Raw genomic sequence first — 17,408 nt, 5'->3', positions numbered from 1 at the left:
ACGGCGGGGGCCGCGGGACGCACCGCGGCCTGCCAGGATCGGGAGTCGTGAGCGGGCGGCCGAGGAGCTCGGCGGGCAGCCGGCCGGCCGTCATGGCCGACGTCGCCCGGCTGGCCGGGGTGTCCGCGCAGACCGTCTCCCGGGTCCTCAACGACCACCCGCACGTGGCCGAGGAGACCCGCACCCGCGTGCACGCGGCCATGGAGAAGCTGGGCTACCGGCGCAACCTCACCGCCCGCGCGCTGGTCACCCGCCGGACCGACACGATCGGCGTCGTCGCCTTCGACACCGGCCTCTACGGGCCGGCCAGCACCCTGTTCAGCCTCGAGCAGGCGGCCCGGGAGCGCGGCTACCACGTGCACGTGGCCACCGTCCCCGACCTGTCGGAGCGCGGGTTCAGCGACGCCGTCGAGCGGCTCCGGGAGCACTCCGTGTCCGGCGTCGTCGTCCTGGCGCCGCAGCGCTCGGCCGTGCGGGTCATGGCCGGCCTGCCCTCCGACCTGCCCGCGGTCGCCGTCGAGGGCGGTGCCGCGCCGGGCATCACCTCGGTGGTCATCGACCAGGTGGGGGGAGCGGTGCAGGCCACCCGTCACCTCGTCGACCTCGGCCACCGCCGCATCGGCCACGTGTCCGGCCGCGAGGACTGGATCGAGGCCGCCGCCCGGCTGCAGGGCTGGCAGCAGACCCTGGCGGCCGCCGGGCTGCCCGCGGACACCGTCCTGCCCGGTGACTGGAGCGCCCGCTCCGGTTACGAGGCCGGCCTGGCGCTGCTGGCCGCGGGCGTGCCGGTGACCGGCGTCTTCGTGGCCAACGACCACATGGCGCTCGGCATGATCCGGGCGCTGGCCGAGGGCGGGGTCCGGATCCCCGAGGACGTCAGCGTGGTCGGCTTCGACGACATCGCCGAGGCGGAGTACCTGCGCCCGCCGCTCACCACCGTCCGGCAGGACTTCGCCGAGGTCGGCCGGCGCTGCGTGGACCTGCTGCTGCGCCGCATCGAGGACCCCGAGGGCACCTCGGGCGACGACGCCGTCGTCGTCCCCGCCGCCCTGGTGGTCCGCGCCTCCACCGCCGCCCCGCCCGGCAGCTAGTCCCCGAGCCCCTCCCCGCCATCTGGCCACAGCGGCCAGGTGTCCCTCCCGCCGCGTCCCCGCGGCGGCCCGACCCGCACCCCGCGACCCACCACGGCGGCGGCCCGACCGGCCGCCGCAGAGCAGGAGGACCGATGTCGGAGCACGCCGGCGCAGCGATCACCGGCGGTCGCACGGCCCTGGGGATCGAGCTCGGGTCGACACGGATCAAGGCGGTGCTGATCGGGCCGGACCACGCTCCGCTCGGGGTCGGCAGCTCCGACTGGGAGAACCAGCTCGTGGACCGGCTCTGGACGTATGCGCTGGACGACGTCTGGACCGGGGTGCAGCAGAGCTTCGCGGCTCTGGCCGAGGACGTGCAGCGCCGTCACGGGGTCGACCTGTCCACGGTCGGGGCCCTGGGCGTGTCGGCGATGATGCACGGTTACCTCGCGTTCGACGCCGACGGGAAGCTGCTCACGCCGTTCCGCACGTGGCGCAACACGAGCACGGGTCGGTCGGCAGAGCGGCTCAGCGCGGAGTTCGGCGTCAACGTCCCGCACCGGTGGAGCGTCGCGCACCTCTACCAGGCGATCCTGGACGGCGAGGAGCACGTCGGACGCCTGGACCACCTGACGACCCTGGCCGGCTACGTGCACTGGAAGCTCACCGGCGAGAAGGTCCTCGGCATCGGTGATGCCAGCGGCATGTTCCCCATCGACACCTCGACCGGCGACAGGGCCACCCGCGGGTACGACGCCGGGATGCTGGCCCGGTTCGACCAGCTGGCCGCCGAGGCGGGGGTGGACCTGACCCTCGCCGACCTGCTCCCCAGGATCGGGTCCGCCGGCCACCCGGGCGGTGAGCTCACCGAGGCCGGCGCGAGGCTGCTCGACCCGACCGGGCGGTTGCGCCCCGGCATCCCGCTCTGCCCGCCGGAGGGTGACGCGGGCACCGGGATGGTCGCCACCAACTCGGTCGCTCCGCGCACCGGCAACGTCTCCGCCGGTACCAGCATCTTCGCCATGGTCGTGCTGGAGCACGAGCTCGCCGGGGCGCACCGCGAACTGGACCTGGTCACCACACCGGCCGGCGACCCGGTGGCCATGGTGCACTGCAACAACGGGGCCAGCGAGCTGGACGCCTGGGCCGGGCTGTTCACCGAGTTCGCCCGGGCTCTGGGGTCCCCGGCGGACCCGTCGGCGATCTTCGAGATCCTGTTCACCGAGGCTCTCGGTGGTGCCAGTGACGGCGGCGGGATGCTGGCCTACAACTACCTCTCCGGGGAGCCGATCACCGGGCTCGAGGAGGGCCGGCCCCTCTTCCTGCGGGCCCCGCACAGCCGGCTCGACCTCGGCACCTTCGTCCGGACCCACCTGTACTCGTCCCTGGCCACGCTCCGGATCGGCATGGACGTCCTGCAGCAGGCCGAGGGCGTGCGGCTCGACCGGGTGTTCGCCCACGGCGGCCTGTTCAAGACCGAGGGCGTCGGGCAGCGCTTCCTGGCCGCCGCCATCGACACCCCGGTCTCCGTCGGGAACGTCGCCGGCGAGGGAGGCGCCTGGGGCATCGCCGTCCTGGCTGCCTTCGCTGGCAGTCGCTCTCCGGAACGGAGCCTGGCGGACTACCTGGAGACCACCGTCTTTCCCGGCGCGGACGTGCGGACCGTCGAGCCGGACCCGGTCGACGTCGCCGGGTTCGACGCGTTCATGCAGCGCTACGTCGCCGCGCTCCCCGTCGAGCGGGCTGCCGTCGACCACGTCAGCCCCACCCAGCGAGGAGAGCTCCGATGACGGCCACCCTGACCGAGCGCGGCACGCACCGCGAGCGGCGCGCGCACGTCGCGGCGCTGCACGCCGAGCTCACCCGCTACGGCCTGGTGACCTGGACGTCGGGCAACGTCTCCGAGCGGGTGCCCGGCGAGGACCTGTTCGTCATCAAGGGCAGCGGCGTCTCCTACGACGAGCTGTCGTGGGAGGGCGTCACCGTCTGCGACCTCGACGGCGGCGTCGTCGACGGCGTGCGCAAGCCCTCGAGCGACACCGACGCGCACGCCTTCGTCTACCGGTCCATGCCCGAGGTCGGCGGGCAGGTGCACACGCACAGCCCGTACGCGACGGCGTGGGCGGCCCGCGCGGAGGAGATCCCGTGCGTGCTGACCGCGATGGCCGACGAGTTCGGCGGGCCGATCCCGGTGGGGCCGTTCGCGCTCATCGGCGACGACTCGATCGGGCAGGGGATCGTCGCCACGCTGCGCGGCTCCCGCTCGCCGGCGGTGCTCATGCGCAACCACGGCGTCTTCACCATCGGCGCCTCGGCCCGCGCCGCGGTCAAGGCCGCCGTCATGGCCGAGGACGTGGCGCGGACGGTGCACCTGTCCCGCCAGCTCGGGGAGCCCGTCCCCATCGCCCAGGAGCACGTCGACGCGCTGTACGCGCGCTACCAGAACGTCTACGGACAGTGAGGAGGGGCAGCCCCGTGGTCGCAGACCCGTACGCCCAGCACGAGGTGTGGTTCCTGACCGGCAGCCAGGGGCTGTACGGCGAGGACACCCTGCTGCAGGTCGCCGAGCAGTCGCAGCGGGTGGCCGGGGCCCTCGACGCGGCCGGCGAGGTCCCGGTCCGGGTGGTGTGGAAGCCGGTGCTCACCGACGCCGGCGCCATCCGCCGGACGATGGGCGCGGCCAACGAGGACCCGTCCTGCGTCGGCGTCGTCACCTGGATGCACACCTTCAGCCCGGCGAAGATGTGGATCGCCGGCCTCGACGCGCTGCGCAAGCCGCTGCTGCACCTGCACACTCAGGCCGACGCCGCCCTGCCCTGGGCGACGATCGACATGGACTTCATGAACCTCAACCAGGCTGCGCACGGCGACCGCGAGTACGGGTTCGTGCTCACCCGGCTGCGGATGCCGCGGACGACGGTCGCCGGGCACGTGGCCGACCCGCGGGTGCGCGCCCGCGTCGGCTCGTGGGCGCGGGCGGCGGCCGCGGCCACCGCGGTGCGGTCGCTGAAGCTGGCCCGCTTCGGCGACAACATGCGCGACGTCGCCGTCACCGAGGGCGACAAGGTCGAGGCCGAGATCCGCTTCGGCGTCTCGGTGAACACGTGGGGCGTCAACGACCTCGTCGCCGTCGTCGAGGCGGTCGAGGACAAGGCCGTCGACGCGCTCGTGGAGGAGTACGGCGACCTCTACGAGTTCGACGCGGACGCCGGGCCGGGCGGGGCGCGGCACGAGGCGGTCCGCTACCAGGCGCGGCTGGAGGCCGGGCTGCGGACCTTCCTCGAGGACGGCGGCTTCGGCGCGTTCACCACCAACTTCGAGGACCTCGGCGGGCTGCGCCAGCTCCCGGGCCTGGCCGTCCAGCGGCTGATGGCCGACGGCTACGGCTTCGGCGGCGAGGGGGACTGGAAGACGTCGGTCCTGCTGCGCACGCTCAAGGTCGCCGGTGCCGGGCTGCCGGGCGGGACGTCGTTCATGGAGGACTACACCTACGACCTCACCGGGACCCCGCGCGTGCTCGGCGCGCACATGCTCGAGGTGTGCCCGACCATCGCCGGCGCGCGGCCGCGCGTGGAGGTGCACCCGCTGTCGATCGGCGGCCGCGAGGACCCCGCGCGCCTGGTGTTCACCGCGGCGCCCGGCGAGGGCGTCGTCGTCGGGTGGTGCGACCTCGGCGACCGGTTCCGCTGGGTGGCCAACGAGATCGACCTCGTCGAGCCCGGCGAGGCGCTGCCCAACCTGCCGGTGGCCCGGGCGGTGTGGCAGCCGCGACCGGACTTCCCGACGGCGACCGAGGGCTGGCTGACCGCCGGCGGGCCGCACCACACGGTGCTGTCCACCCAGCTCGGCGCCGACGAGCTCACCGACCTCGCCGAGGTGTTCGGCACCGAACTGGTGCTCATCGACGCCGACACCACCCGCCGGTCGCTGGCCCGGGAGCTGCGCTGGAGCGCGGCCTACCACCGGCTGGCGCAGGGCCTCTGACCCTCGTCCTGGCTTCTCACCGCGCGTCCTGGCTCACCGCCGACGGTGAGCCAGGACGCGGCACGATCAGCCCACCTGATCGTGCTGCGACTGCCACTCCCGGACCCAGGCGCGGCCGTAGTCGTTGCCGTGCGGGGTGCGCAGCACGGTGTGCACGTGGAAGGGCTTGGGGGTGTCGTAGTCGAGGAACACCCCGCAGTGGTGGTCGAGCTCGGCGATCACCACCGGCGACTGCACCCGGTAGTAGAAGACGTCGCCGGGCGCGTGCCCGCCGATCCAGGAGAACCACGTCTCGTCCAGGTGCGCCTCGACCTCGCGCAGCCGCGCCGTGCGCGGACCCTCCGGCAGCAGCCGCACGAACGTCGCGACGACGTCGAGCACGCGGGCCCGAGCCTCCTCCGACACCTCCGAGCACCGCACGCCCTCGACCGGGATGACGCGGTTGTCCTGGAACGCCCCGGCCAGGTGCCGCTCGTCGCCGGGGTGCACGCGGCCGGGCGGCATCGCCGGGTCGACCATCTGCTCGTAGACGGTGGCCTGCGCCCGCTGCTCCGGCGTCAGCGCCGCCATCACGCCCAGACCCGTCTCGATCCGGTCGGCGAAGAGGCCGGAGACGCCGGCGTGCGGGCCGTCGTCGATCTCGTCGGGCTCGGCGCCCACGAACACCGGTGAGACGGCCATCCGGCCCTCGACCACGAGCACGTTGACCGCGCAGTGGTGGCCGTAGAGCTGCCAGCCCCACGGCGCGCGCAGGTCGGGGGTGCCGTAGAGCGCGACGTTGTAGCTCCAGTCGCCGAGCACGGTGGGCAGGTCGACGACGTCGCCGAGGAAGCCGTTGACCAGCATCGCCGCGTGCACGAGGGCGGCGCCCTCGGGCGACAGCGAGGCGCGGACCAGCGCCAGCGCGGCCTCGCGCACCTCCGGCGGCTGGAACTCCAGCCGCAGCCCGGTGTCGAACTGCATGAACTCGGGGTTGGCCCAGGTCTGCCACTCGGGCGCGTCCACGGGGAGGCAGACCCGCGCGCGGTCCTCGGGCGTCAGCAGGCCGAGGAGCGTCTCGGCGGCGGCCACCATCGCGGCCACCGGCGCCTCCTCGCCGGGCCCGGCCGGCGTCAGCGGGTACAGGCCGTCGCGCAGGACGCCGTCCTCGGTGACCCCGCGGAACGGCGCGAGGTACAGCGGCGTCCAGCCCTCGACCAGCCCGCCGGTGAACGTCCCGGGCGTGCGGGCGTGCTCGCGGTAGGCGTGGGGGTCCATCCCGCGGACCTCCGCCAACCGCGGGTGGTCGTGCGGGAACAGGTACCGCCGGAACTCACCGGCCACGGCGCGCCACCTCCCGGGCGCTGGTCCCCACGATCCGGTTGGTGAGGACACCGAGGCGCTCGACCTCGACCTCCACGACGTCGCCCGGCTGCATGAGCCACGGGGGCGTGCGGGCGTAGCCGACGCCCGACGGCGTGCCGGTGGCCAGCAGGTCACCGGGTCGGAGCGTGAGTGTGCGGCTGACCAGCGAGAGCGTGTCCCCGACCGTGTAGACCATCTCGTCGGTCCGGCCGTCCTGGACCGTCTCGCCGTTCACCCGGGTGGTCACCCGCAGGCCGTCGCGCAGGTCGCCGACCTCCGCGGCCGGCACGAGCGGCCCGAGCGGGCCGGAGCGGTCGCCGTTCTTGCCGAGGATCCACTGGCTGGTGAGCTTCTGCGCCCGCCGGGAGGTGACGTCGTTGAACGTCGAGTAGCCGACGACGGCGGCCAGCGCCTCCTCCGGCGTCGCGTCGACCAGTGTCGAGCCGACGTAGGCCACCACCTCGCCCTCCCAGTCCAGACCGTCCTCGTCGGCGGGCACCGGGATCTCCGCGCCGTCGACGGTGAGCGAGGCGGTCCAGCGGGCGAACAGCGTCGGGTACGGCGGCACCCCCTCGCCGGCATAGGAGCCTTCCGCCACGTGCTTCAGGTAGTTCAGCCCGATGCACACCACCCGGGCGCCGGGCAGCACCGGCGGCACGAACTCCACGTCGGCGGCCGGCACGGGATCCCCGGCCGGGTCGGCGGCCAGGAAGCCGGCCGCGTCGGCCCAGAACTCCTCCAGCCGTGCCAGCACGGTCACCGCGGCGCCGTCGCCGGACAGCGCGGCCACCTCCACCGGTCCGCCGGCGCGGCGGATCCCCACGACGCGCATCAGGCCAGGCCGTTCCGGCGGGCCACCTCGCCGAGCCACGCCAGGCTCGGCTTGGGCGTGCGGGCGAAGGTCTGCCGGTCGACGGCGACCAGGCCGAACGTGGGCCGGTAGCCGAGCATCCACTCGAAGTTGTCCAGCAGCGACCAGTGCAGGTAGCCGCGGACGTCCGCGCCGGCCTCGATCGCGGCGGCCAGCGAGGTCAGCGCGTCGGTGGTGAAGGCGATGCGGTCGGCGTCGTCGGCGGTGGCGATGCCGTTCTCGGTGACGAACAGCGGCATCCCGGGCAGCACCTCGGCGGCGCGGGTGACCGCGGCGCCGAGCGCCTGCGGGCGGCGCTCCATGCCGTGGGCGAGGGTCTGCAGCTCACGAGCGGGGGCGACCAGCCCGTCGGGGCCGAAGCGGGCGCAGGTGTAGACCTGCAGGCCGACGAAGTCGTCGCCGCGGGCGGCCTCGAGGAACTGGTCCTCGAAGGCGGCCCGCTCCTCCTGCATCCGCTGCTCGCCGCCGGGCTCGGCGAGGTGCTCCCGCCCGACGAGCGTCAGGCCGGCGTTGCGGACGTTCCCGCGCAGCACCTCCGTCGATCGGGCGTGCAGGCCGAGCAGCGCGTCGGCGACCTCCTGGTCGGGCCGCGGGAGGCCCCTGATCTTCTCGCCGCGCCGGGCCATCGCACCCATCACCGGCTGGGCGGCCATCAGGTTGGGCTCGTTGAGCGTGGCCACGTATTCCGCGTCGGCGAGCACCGGCAGCACGGTCTCGGTGTAGCGGGCGATGCGGTCCCCGGTCTTCGGGCCGGTCCAGCCGCCGTCGTGGAACAGCCAGCGGGGCTGGGTGAAGTGCACGAGCGTGACCACCGGCGTCAGCCCGCGGTCACGGCAGCCGTCGACGATCCGGCGGTAGTGGTCCAGCGCGGCCCGGGAGACCTCGCCCTCCTCGGGCTCGATGCGGCTCCACTCGAGGCTGAACCGGTAGGTGTTGAGGCCCGCGCCGGCGACGAGGTCGAGGTCCTCGGGCCAGCGGTGGAAGGAGTCGCAGGCGTCGCCGCTGGGCTCGCTGAACGGCGAGTGCTCGGCGTGCTCCATCTCCCAGTGGTCGTTGTTCACGTTGCCGCCCTCGACCTGGTGGGCGGCGGTCGCGGAGCCCCAGAGGAAGCCCTCGGGGAAGCGTGCGGTCATCGGTCGTCTCCTCGGAGAGTGGGTCAGCGGGCGGCGGGAGCCGGGACGGGGACGCCCAGCACGCGGTCGAACAGCGCGGCGGGGTCGGCGACGGCCGGGCCGCGCCAGGCCACGTGCTGGTCGGGCCGCACGAGCACCAGGTCCTCGCCCAGCAGCTCGCGCAGCCCCGGGACGCCGGGCAGGTCGACGACGGTCAGCGGGACCCCGCGCCGCTGTGCCTCGGCGGCCAGCGGCGCGGGGTCGGCCGCGGCGTCCAGGCGCAGCAGGCTCAGCTCGGGGCCGAGCCGGTCGAACAGCGAGTCGCCGTCGGCCAGCCACGCGTGCGGCAGCCGCGCGCCGGGGTGGCCCGAGGGCGTGAAGGTGGCCAGCGTGGGCTCGGGCACCGGGCGGCCGTCGGGGACGACGACGGGGGAGTCGGGGTAGTCGTAGCCGAGGACCAGGCCGAGGCTGTGGAACTCGGGGTCCTTGACCTGCAGCGCCTCGGCCAGGGCCGCGCGCAGCTCCCAGCCGGTCGGGCCGTCGTCGTCGACGTCGCGGCCGGAGAAGGCGGGGGCGAGGAAGGCCTCCTGGCCGCCGGCCGCCTCGATCGTCCGCCGGGCCACCGGACGCCGCTCGGGCTCGTAGCTGTCGAGCAGGCCGGCCGGTGCCCAGCCGCGCAGGACGGCGGCGAGCTTCCAGCCCACGTTCACCGCGTCGCCGACGCAGGTGTTGAACCCGTGCCCGCCCCACGGCGGGTTGAGGTGCGCGGCGTCGCCGACGAGGAACACCCGCTCGCCGCGGTAGCGGTCAGCCAGCAGCATCCGCGCCTGCCACGGGTCGGTGGCCAGCACCTCGACGTCGATGTCGTCCCCGACCATGGCGCGCACCAGCGCCACGGGGTCGGCGTCCCCGGCGACGGTGTCGACGCCCTGGACGATCGCCCACCACGTGCCGTCGAGGTCGAGGCGGCCCATGAGCCCGCCGCGCTCGGTGCCGATGACCCAGTAGTGGACGCCGAGCGCGCACAGCGGCCGCTCCTCCAGCGCCCGGGAGCGGAAGGTGACGCTGAGGTTCGGCAGCGCGCCCGAGGAGCCCTCGTAGCGGGCGCCGATCGCGCGGCGGGAGATCCCGCCGCTGCCGTCGCAGCCGAGCAGGTACTCCGCGGCGACCTCGGTGGTGGTGCCGTCCGGGCCCTCGATCGTCGCGCGCACCTCGTCGGGGCCGTCGACGACCGCGGTGACGCGCGAGCCCACCAGCACGGTGACCGACGCGAGCTCGGCGGCGGCCGCCCGCAGCAGGACCTCGACGTCGGGCTGGGGCGCCTGCTGGCCGGCCTCCGCGGCGATCTGGCGCGGCTGCGTCCACAGCCCGAAGGCCTCGGGGAAGCGGGTGATCTCGTGGCCGAACAGGCCGGTGCAGAAGACGACATCCTGGGCGTGCGACACCGGCAGCGGCGCCGCGGCGCGCAGCCGGTCGGCCAGGCCCCAGCGGCGCAGGTGCTCCATGGTGCGGACGCTGGTGGTCTTGGCGCGGGGGCGCAGCGGGTCGAGGACCGTGCGGGGCTCGACGACGAGCACCTCGACGCCCCGCCGGCCGAGCTCGAGAGCGGCGGCGAGCCCGCTGGGGCCGCCGCCGGCGACGAGGACCGGCACCCGGGGAGGGACGTGCGCTTCGGTCACGGGGAACTCCTGTCGGACTGCGGTGCCGGAGGCGCCTCCATCGGGATGGAGGCGGTAGGGGCCGGTGGGCTTCGGAGGCCGCTTCCGGACACGTCGAGCATCGGTGGCGCAGGTCACCCCGCCCCACCCCGTTGCCATTGACCGGCAGATGGCCCCGGGCGGTGCCGGATCAGCCCGCGAGCAGGCGGGCGCGGAGGAAGGCGACCGTGCGGTCGAGGGCGTCGGCGGCCGCCTCCGGAGCGCCCAGCCACATGTGGTCGGCGCCGTCGTAGGTGTGCAGCGCGACGTCGGCCCCGGCGCCGGCCAGGGCCGCGGCCAGCCGCTCGCTCTGCACGCACGGGACGAACCGGTCGGCCCGCCCGTGCAGCAGCAGGAACGGCGGGGCGCCGGCGCGCGCGTACGTCACCGGGCTGGCCTGGGCGGCGACCTCGGGCACGGCCGACGGTGCCGCGCCGAGCAGCTGGGCCTCGCGGGTGGTGGCGTCGGCCGGGTCGGCGCCGGTGTCGGGAGCGACGGCGGCGACGTCGGTGGGCGCGTACCAGGCGGCCACCGCGACGACGGCGCTCGACGGGCCGGTCACGCCGACGTCGCCCTCCAGGCCCTCGTCGGCGACCAGCCCGAGCAGCTCGGCGAGGTGCCCGCCGGCCGACTCGCCCCACGCGGCGATCCGGTCGCCGTCGACGCCGAGCTCGCCGGCCCGGGCACGCAGCCAGCGGACGGCGGCCTTCGCGTCCGAGAGCTGCGCCGGCCAGACCGCCTCGCCGGAGAGCCGGTAGTCGGCGCTGGCGACGGCGATCCCGGCGGCCGCGACCCGCTCGAAGAGGCCGCGGCCCGGGAACGCCGGGCCGCCCGAGCGCCGGCTGCCCAGCCGCCAGCCGCCGCCGTGCAGGAACAGCGCGACCGGGTGCGGGCCGTCGCCGGCCGGTAGGTACAGGTCGAGCTCCAGCGGGCGGGCGCCCGGGAGCGCGGCGTACGGGACGCCGCCGAGGAACCGGGTGCCGTCCGGACCGGGGGAGGCCGGCGGCAGGGGAGCGGCGTGGGCCGGCGGCGGCAGCGGCAGGGCGGGGGTGGGCACGCGGGACCTCCTCGGGACGCGCGCCGGGCGCGGCTCCACGAGGAGCCGCGCCCGGTCGGGGAGTGCGGGACTCAGGCGTGCTCGGGCCACTCGACGTCGCGCAGGAACTGCATGTTGTGCTGCTGCGCGGCCGCCTGCATGCGCGGGAAGTCCGGGATGAAGGGCGGCTGCTCCTTCGTCGGGTGGTCGGTCGGCTGGCCCATGTGCTGGAAGAACCGCTCGAAGCCGCCGGAGAGGGTGCCCATCATCCGGGCGTCCTCGACGATCTGGTACGCGTGGGCGAAGCCGGCCGGCACGTAGCCGAAGTCGCCCGGGGTGAGCAGCTGCGACTGCTTCCCGCCCTCGGCGTCCTCGAAGAAGAGCCGCACCTTCCCGTCGAGGACGAAGAACGTCTCGTGCGTCTCGTTGTGCGAGTGCGTCGGGATGACGTCGCCGGCGGGGGAGTCGCTGACGATGATCCCGAACTGGTTCTGCGTCTCGTCGCCGGAGAGCAGCACGGTGAACAGGTCGCCGAAGAGCATCGCGTGCTCGCCCTCGCCGCGCCGGAGCACGTAGGGGACCGGCTTGCCGGGCAGCACGCCCTGCCACTGCGGGCCCTTCTCCGGGTCGATCAGGTACTCGAAGCTCATCTGCACTCCCGGGTCGCGTCGGCGGTGACGGTCCGAGCATGGGTGACCGGCGTCACCGGTCCGACCGCCCTGCCATTGAGCGGCAACGATCCTCGGCGGGCGTCCGCAGGAGCAGGATGAGGCGCATGCCCCTGTTCACCGGCGTCGGCGTCGCCCTGGTCACCCTCTTCCGCGAGGACGGCGCGCTGGACGCGCCGGCCACCGCCGACCTCGCGGCGCAACTGGTCGATCTCGGCGTGCGCTGCGTGCTCGTCGCCGGGACGACGGGGGAGGCGGCCACCCTGACCGCCGACGAGCGGGACGCGCTCGTCGGCGCGGTGCGGGCGGCGCTGCCGGCGGAGGTGCCCGTGCTCGCCGGGACCGGCGCGCCCACCGGCCGGCAGGCAGCGGAGCTGACCGAGCGCGCCTGCGCCGCCGGCGCGGACGCCGTCCTGGTGCTCTCCCCGCCCGGCGTCCCCGACCCGCGGCCGTACTACGAGGCGGTCGCGAAGGCGGCGACCGGGCCGCTGCTGGCCTACCACTTCCCGGGTGCCTCCGCGCCCGGGATCCCCGTCGGCCTGCTGCCCGACCTGCCGGTGTCCGGGCTCAAGGACTCCTCGGGCGACGCCGGCCGGCTGCTGCACGAGCGCGACGTCTTCACCGGCGACCTCTACACCGGCGCGACCGGCCTGGTCGGCCTGTGCGGCGCGATCGGGGCCGCGGGCGCGCTGGTGGCGGCCGCCAACGTCGCCCCCGAACTGTGCGTCGCGGCCTGGGGTGGCGACGCCGAGGCCCAGGTGCGGCTCGCCGCCGTCGACCGCGGCGCGTCGGCCGACTTCCCGGCCGGCTACAAGCGCGCGACCGCGGAGCGCTTCGGCACGTCCGGGGTCACCCGGGTCGGCGGCTGACCGCGCTCAGTGCGACTCGCGGCTCACCGACGACCCGCTCGAGCCGACGAGGAAGTCGAGGTCCGCCCCGGTGTCGGCCTGCAGCACGTGGTCGACGTAGAGCCGCTCCCAGCCGCGCCGCGGGGCGGCGAAGCCGGCCACGGTCGCCTCGCTCGGCCGGCGCCGGGCCAGTTCGTCGTCGGGGACCTCGACGTCGATCCGCCGGGCCGCGACGTCGAGCGTGACCACGTCGCCGGTGCGCACCAGCCCCAGCGGGCCGCCGGCGGCCGCCTCCGGCGCCACGTGCAGGACGACGGTGCCGTAGGCCGTGCCGCTCATCCGGCCGTCGCACACCCGCACCATGTCGCGCACCCCCTGCTCGAGCAGCTTCCGGGGCAGCGGCGTGTTGGAGACCTCGGGCATGCCGGGGTAGCCCCTCGGGCCGCAGCCGCGGAGGACGAGCACGGAGTCGGCGTCGACGTCGAGGTCGGGGTCGTCGATGCGGGCGTGCAGGTCCTCGATGGAGTCGAAGACCACCGCCCGGCCGCGGTGCCGCATGAGGTGCGGCGAGGCCGCGGCCGGCTTGATCACCGCACCGGACGGCGCGAGGTTGCCCCGCAGGACGGCGATGCCCCCGTGTTCGACCAGCGGCTCCGCGCGTGACCGGATCACCTGCGGGTCCCAGATCGGGGCGTCGCCGAGGGTGTCGACGAGCGGCTCGCCGGTGACGGTGAGCGCCGTCGGGTCGAGCAGGTCTCGGACCTGGCCCAGCACGGCGCGCAGGCCGCCGGCGCGGTGGAGGTCCTCCATGAGGAACCGCCCCGCCGGGAGCAGGTCGACGAGCACCGGCACGCCCGAGCCGATGCGGTCGAAGTCGTCGAGCGTGAGGTCGATCCCGAGCCGGCCCGCGATGGCCAGCAGGTGGACGACGGCGTTCGTCGACCCGCCGATGGCGGCCAGCGCCACGATGGCGTTGGCGAAGGACCCCGCGGTGAGGAACGTCGAGGGCCGGCGGTCGGCGGCGACCATCTCCACCACCAGCCGGCCGGTGCCGTGCGCGGCCTCGAGCAGGCGGCTGTCCGCGGCGGGGGTGCCGGCGACCCCCGGGACGACGGTGCCCAGCGCCTCGGCCACGAGCGCCATCGTCGAGGCGGTGCCCATGGTGTTGCAGTGCCCGCGGCTGCGGATCATCGCCGACTCCGACCGCGCGAACTCCTCCGCCGGCAGCGTGCCCGCGCGGACCTCCTCGGAGAGCCGGAACACGTCGGTGCCGCAGCCCAGCGGCACCCCGCGGAAGGTGCCGGTCAGCATCGGCCCGCCCGGCACGACGACGGCGGGCAGGTCGACCGACGCGGCGGCCATGAGCAGCGACGGGATCGTCTTGTCGCACCCGCCGAGCAGCACCAGCCCGTCGACCGGGTTGGCCCGGAACGCCTCCTCCATCTGCATCGCGGCCAGGTTGCGCCAGAGCATCGCGGTGGGCCGGACCTGGGTCTCGCCCAGCCCGAACACGGGCAGCTCCAGCGGGGTGCCGCCGGCGGCGTGGACGCCGTCGCGCACGGCGGCGGCGACCTCGGAGAGGTGCCGGTTGCAGGGCACGAGGTCGGAGGCGGTGTTGGCGATGGCGATCTGCGGGCGGCCGAACGCGTCGTCCGGGACGCCGCGGCGCATCCAGGCCCGGTGGATGTAGGCGTTCTTGACGTCGCCCGAGTACCAGGCCGCGCTGCGCAGGGTCACGCCCGCCATCCTGGCGCCGTGTCGAGGTCCATGCGTGCGGTCGTGCTCTCCGGTCCGGGCGTCTGCGCGGTCGAGGAGGTGCCCGCGCCGATCGCCGCCCCGGGCGAGGTGGTCGTCGACGTCGAGCGGGTCGGCGTCTGCGGCACCGACGTCGAGCTGTTCACCGGCGAGCTGTCCTACTTCGAGACGGGGCACTCCACGTACCCGCTGCGGCCGGGCCACGAGTGGTCCGGCCGGGTCACCGCGGTGGGCGACGCGGTCGACCCGGCGTGGCTCGGCCTCCGGGTCACCGGCGACACGATGCTCGGCGACCGCACCTGCCGCCGCTGCCGCCGGGGGAGGCAGCACGTGTGCGAGGACCGGCAGGAGGTGGGCATCCGGGGCGACCGGCCCGGTGCGCTGGCCGAGCAGCTCGCCGTCCCGGCCTGGTCGCTGCACGAGCTGCCCGACCCCGTCGACGCGACCCTGGGCGCCCTCGTCGAGCCGGGCGGCAACGCCTGGCGGGCGGCGCGGGCGGCCGGCGTGGCCTCCGGCGACCGCGCGCTGGTCGTCGGGCCCGGCACGATCGGCCTGCTGACGGCGATGTTCCTCCGCGCGGCAGGGGCCGAGGTGCACCTGCTCGGCGTCACCGGCGCCTCGCTCGGGTTCGCCCGCGGTCTCGGCTTCGCCGACGCCTGGACCCGCGACACCCTCCCGGACCTGCCGTTCGACGCCGTCGTCGACGCCTCGACCGCCCCCGGGTCCCCGGCGCTCGCCCTGGACCTCGTCGAGCCCGGTGGCCGCGTCGTCTGCATCGGCATCGCCGGTACGCCGAGCACGATCGACACCCGGACGCTGCTGCTCCGGGACGTCACGGCGGTCGGGATCCTGTCGGCGTCCCCGGGGCTGGCCCCCACGATCGCCGCCTACCGGAGCGGGGAGGTCGACCCCCGGCCGCTGGTCGCCGCCACCGTCGGGCTCGCGCAGGTCGGCGCGGTGCTCGCCGGCATTCGCCCGGAGGGCAGCGGCGCCGGGCCCAAGGTGCACGTCGATCCACGGCTCCCCTGAGGGGACGTGGTCAGGCGGCAGCCATCTGCCGCTGCCCGGTGCCGAGGACCACGTCGGCCATCAGTGCCAGTGCCCGCTCGACCGGCTCGACGTCGGCGGCGGGCATGGTGAGGAACCCGTGCAGCATCCCGGGCACCAGCACCTGGCGGACGTCGACGCCGGCCAGCGCCAGCGCCGCGGTGAACGCCTCGGACGAGGCGCGCAGGTCGTCGTACTCGGAGTTGAGCAGCAGCACCGGGCACAGGCCCTCGAGCACGGCGTTCGCCGGCATCGCGTAGCCGTCGGCCCGGCTCTCCGGCCCGCCGAGGTAGTTGGACGTGATCGCCGCGCGGTCCTCGGGCAGGAAGCGCAGCAGCCGCGGGACCTCGGTCATCAGCGCCGCGAGCGCCGCGGACGGGGCGGGGACGACGGCGTGCAGCGTCGTGTAGGCCAGCACCAGCGCCGCGGGCTGCCAGCCGTCGTCGTCGCGCAGGCGGAGCACGGTGCCGGTGGCGAGGTTGCCGCCGGCGCTGGCACCGCCGACCGAGATCCGCTCGGGGTCGATCCCGAGTTCGGCGGCGGAGTCGCGGACCCAGCGGACGGCGGCCACGGCGTCGTCGTGCGGGACCGGGTAGGTTACCCCGCCGACGCAGAGCCGGTAGTCGACGCTGACGACGACCGCGCCGGCCCGCTCGCACACCTGCCGCGCCGTCCAGTCGGCCTCGGGCATGTCGAGGTCGCCCATGCGGAAGGCCCCGCCGTGCAGCCAGACGAAGCACGGCCGCCCGGCGCCGCCGCCCGCGGGCTCGTACACGCGGGCGGGCACGTCGCCGTGCGGGCCGGGGGCGGACGCCGACCGCGTGGCGACGGCCGGCGGCTCCGGCGCACCGGCGATCGACATGAAGGCGTCCAGCCGGGCGCGCTGCTCCGGGTCGGCGAGTCCCTGCTCGAAGGACTCGATGCCCTCGATCAGGTGCAGGTTCGCGGCGATGGCGGGGTGGATCGGCACGGGTCCTCCGGAGGTGGGGTGGTGCGCGTCACCCTCGTCAGCGGGCCGCCGTCCGGCCATGCCCGTGCCATTGAGCGGCACGTCAGCGGCCGAGCGGCCGCCGGGCCCCGAGCTCGCGGGAGATCGCGCGCGCAGCCGTCCGCACCGCCGGGCCGAGCAGCCGCGCGTCGGCGCGCTCCTCCGGGACGACGACGGAGACCGACGCCGCCAGCCGGTCCTGCGCGTCGAACACCGGCGCGGCCACCGACACCAGCGGCTGCGGGACCTTCCGCCGGAACACCGACAGCCCGTCCCGGCGGACGTCGGCCAGGGTGCGGCGCAGCGCGGCCTCCGACACCGGGATGCGCTCGGGCTCGTGCAGCAGGGGCCGGCCCAGGTACTCCTCCTGCACGTCGGGATCGGCGAAGGCGAGCAGCACCAACCCGACCCCCGTCGAGTGCAGGGGCAGCCGGCCGCCCACCTGGTAGAGCACCGGGATCGCCGCGTGCGCCGACAGCCGCTCCACCAGGACGGCGTCCCCGCCCTCCCGGACGGCGAGCAGCACGTGCTGGCGGGTGACCTCCTCGAGGTCGCCCAGGTAGGGCATCGCCACCTGGCGCAGCCCGCGGGCGCGCGGCGCCAGCGAGGCGACCTCCCACAGCCGCAGTCCCACGGTGAACCGGCCGTCGGCGCCGCGCTCGAGCGCGCCCCAGGCCTGCAGCCGCCCGGCGAGACGCAGCGTGGAGCTGGTCGGGATGCCGCTGCGGCGGGACAGCTCGCCGAGGGTCAGCGCGGGGTGCGTGGCGTCGAAGGCGGCCAGCAGCGCCAGGGCCCGGTCGACCACCGGGTCGCCCTGCGGTGGCCGGCGCCCGCGGACCCGCGCCGCGGGGGAGGGGACGTCGGTCATCTCCCGGCTCCCTCCCGGCCACCGATGAGGCGCGCACCACACTCGCGTTCCATTCAACGGCATTGTGCCTGACGCCACAGACCGGTCGTCCTCATCGTCTACGTCAGTCGGGCGGAG

At 75.5% G+C, this 17,408-nt stretch carries 15 protein-coding genes; 6 read left to right on the top strand and 9 right to left on the bottom strand.

The features are described 5' to 3' along the window. Positions 1 to 47 precede the first annotated feature (47 nt). The 4 genes from FN207_RS19760 (at position 48) to araA (ending at position 5,057) form a co-directional block, all read left to right on the top strand. Positions 48 to 1,091 (top strand): LacI family DNA-binding transcriptional regulator, encoded by a 1,044-nt coding sequence (locus FN207_RS19760; RefSeq protein WP_221888296.1) that lies wholly within the window; start codon positions 48 to 50, stop codon positions 1,089 to 1,091. Between the two features lie 134 nt (positions 1,092 to 1,225). Further along, a complete protein-coding gene (locus FN207_RS19755) occupies positions 1,226 to 2,863 on the top strand; it encodes a xylulokinase (RefSeq protein ID WP_142460168.1) in 1,638 nt (545 codons plus the stop codon). Further along, a complete protein-coding gene (locus FN207_RS19750) occupies positions 2,860 to 3,534 on the top strand; it encodes an L-ribulose-5-phosphate 4-epimerase (protein ID WP_142460167.1) in 675 nt (224 codons plus the stop codon). The genes FN207_RS19755 and FN207_RS19750 overlap by 4 nt, the downstream gene beginning before the upstream one ends. Before the next feature lie 14 nt (positions 3,535 to 3,548). Beyond that, on the top strand, positions 3,549 to 5,057 hold the full coding sequence (gene araA, locus FN207_RS19745; protein WP_142460166.1) for an L-arabinose isomerase: 1,509 nt from the start codon (positions 3,549 to 3,551) through the stop codon (positions 5,055 to 5,057). A gap of 66 nt (positions 5,058 to 5,123) precedes the next feature. On the opposite strand, the gene FN207_RS19740 is transcribed toward araA, so the two are convergent. From FN207_RS19740 to FN207_RS19715, 6 genes are all read right to left on the bottom strand, one after another. Beyond that, positions 5,124 to 6,380 (bottom strand): DUF3500 domain-containing protein, encoded by a 1,257-nt coding sequence (locus tag FN207_RS19740; RefSeq protein ID WP_142460165.1) that lies wholly within the window; start codon positions 6,378 to 6,380, stop codon positions 5,124 to 5,126. Next, positions 6,370 to 7,233 carry a fumarylacetoacetate hydrolase family protein gene (locus FN207_RS19735; protein ID WP_142460164.1) on the bottom strand — a complete coding sequence of 288 codons (864 nt, stop codon included), beginning with the start codon at positions 7,231 to 7,233 and terminating at the stop codon, positions 6,370 to 6,372. Before FN207_RS19735 ends, FN207_RS19740 begins: the two co-directional genes overlap by 11 nt. Continuing rightward, positions 7,233 to 8,405, bottom strand: coding sequence for a glycoside hydrolase family 1 protein (locus FN207_RS19730; protein WP_142460163.1), 1,173 nt, complete (start codon positions 8,403 to 8,405; stop codon positions 7,233 to 7,235). Before FN207_RS19730 ends, FN207_RS19735 begins: the two co-directional genes overlap by 1 nt. A gap of 23 nt (positions 8,406 to 8,428) precedes the next feature. Then, positions 8,429 to 10,063, bottom strand: a complete 1,635-nt coding sequence (locus tag FN207_RS19725) for an FAD-dependent monooxygenase (protein WP_246066195.1) — start codon at positions 10,061 to 10,063, stop codon at positions 8,429 to 8,431. A 169-nt stretch (positions 10,064 to 10,232) separates the two neighbouring features. Further along, positions 10,233 to 11,138: an alpha/beta hydrolase gene (locus FN207_RS19720; protein ID WP_142460161.1), complete on the bottom strand. Its 906-nt coding sequence runs from the start codon at positions 11,136 to 11,138 to the stop codon at positions 10,233 to 10,235. A 71-nt stretch (positions 11,139 to 11,209) separates the two neighbouring features. Next, positions 11,210 to 11,767: a quercetin 2,3-dioxygenase gene (locus FN207_RS19715; RefSeq protein WP_142460160.1), complete on the bottom strand. Its 558-nt coding sequence runs from the start codon at positions 11,765 to 11,767 to the stop codon at positions 11,210 to 11,212. A 125-nt stretch (positions 11,768 to 11,892) separates the two neighbouring features. Between FN207_RS19715 and FN207_RS19710 the strand changes: the two genes are divergently transcribed. Further along, on the top strand, positions 11,893 to 12,654 hold the full coding sequence (locus tag FN207_RS19710; protein ID WP_185938441.1) for a dihydrodipicolinate synthase family protein: 762 nt from the start codon (positions 11,893 to 11,895) through the stop codon (positions 12,652 to 12,654). Positions 12,655 to 12,660: 6 nt separating this feature from the next. Here FN207_RS19710 and FN207_RS19705 read toward each other — a convergent pair whose 3' ends face one another. Further along, a complete protein-coding gene (locus FN207_RS19705) occupies positions 12,661 to 14,379 on the bottom strand; it encodes a dihydroxy-acid dehydratase (protein WP_221888295.1) in 1,719 nt (572 codons plus the stop codon). A 9-nt stretch (positions 14,380 to 14,388) separates the two neighbouring features. On the opposite strand from FN207_RS19705, the gene FN207_RS19700 reads away from it, so the two are divergent. Then, entirely contained in the window at positions 14,389 to 15,417 is a 1,029-nt protein-coding gene (locus FN207_RS19700) for a zinc-dependent alcohol dehydrogenase (protein WP_142460157.1), read from the top strand. 10 nt (positions 15,418 to 15,427) lie between these two features. On the opposite strand, the gene FN207_RS19695 is transcribed toward FN207_RS19700, so the two are convergent. Continuing rightward, positions 15,428 to 16,405 (bottom strand): alpha/beta hydrolase, encoded by a 978-nt coding sequence (locus tag FN207_RS19695; RefSeq protein WP_142460156.1) that lies wholly within the window; start codon positions 16,403 to 16,405, stop codon positions 15,428 to 15,430. Positions 16,406 to 16,487: 82 nt separating this feature from the next. Next, positions 16,488 to 17,291 carry an IclR family transcriptional regulator gene (locus tag FN207_RS19690; protein WP_142460155.1) on the bottom strand — a complete coding sequence of 268 codons (804 nt, stop codon included), beginning with the start codon at positions 17,289 to 17,291 and terminating at the stop codon, positions 16,488 to 16,490. Positions 17,292 to 17,408 lie beyond the last annotated feature (117 nt).

Origin of the sequence: Geodermatophilus aquaeductus, assembly GCF_900182545.1 — a bacterium.
GTDB classification, from domain to species: Bacteria; Actinomycetota; Actinomycetes; order Mycobacteriales; family Geodermatophilaceae; genus Geodermatophilus; species Geodermatophilus aquaeductus.
The sequence above is the reverse complement of the archived record's forward strand: the minus strand, read 5'-3'. Positions and strand labels throughout refer to the sequence as shown.

Coding starts and splice junctions, on each gene's coding strand:
- FN207_RS19755 (WP_142460168.1), top strand. CDS start 1,226: ATGTCGGAGCACGCCGGCGCAGCGATCACCGGCGGTCGCACGGCCCTG.
- FN207_RS19750 (WP_142460167.1), top strand. CDS start 2,860: ATGACGGCCACCCTGACCGAGCGCGGCACGCACCGCGAGCGGCGCGCG.
- FN207_RS19735 (WP_142460164.1), bottom strand. CDS start 7,233: ATGCGCGTCGTGGGGATCCGCCGCGCCGGCGGACCGGTGGAGGTGGCC.
- FN207_RS19730 (WP_142460163.1), bottom strand. CDS start 8,405: ATGACCGCACGCTTCCCCGAGGGCTTCCTCTGGGGCTCCGCGACCGCC.
- FN207_RS19715 (WP_142460160.1), bottom strand. CDS start 11,767: ATGAGCTTCGAGTACCTGATCGACCCGGAGAAGGGCCCGCAGTGGCAG.
- FN207_RS19710 (WP_185938441.1), top strand. CDS start 11,893: ATGCCCCTGTTCACCGGCGTCGGCGTCGCCCTGGTCACCCTCTTCCGC.
- FN207_RS19705 (WP_221888295.1), bottom strand. CDS start 14,379: ATGGCGGGCGTGACCCTGCGCAGCGCGGCCTGGTACTCGGGCGACGTC.
- FN207_RS19690 (WP_142460155.1), bottom strand. CDS start 17,291: ATGACCGACGTCCCCTCCCCCGCGGCGCGGGTCCGCGGGCGCCGGCCA.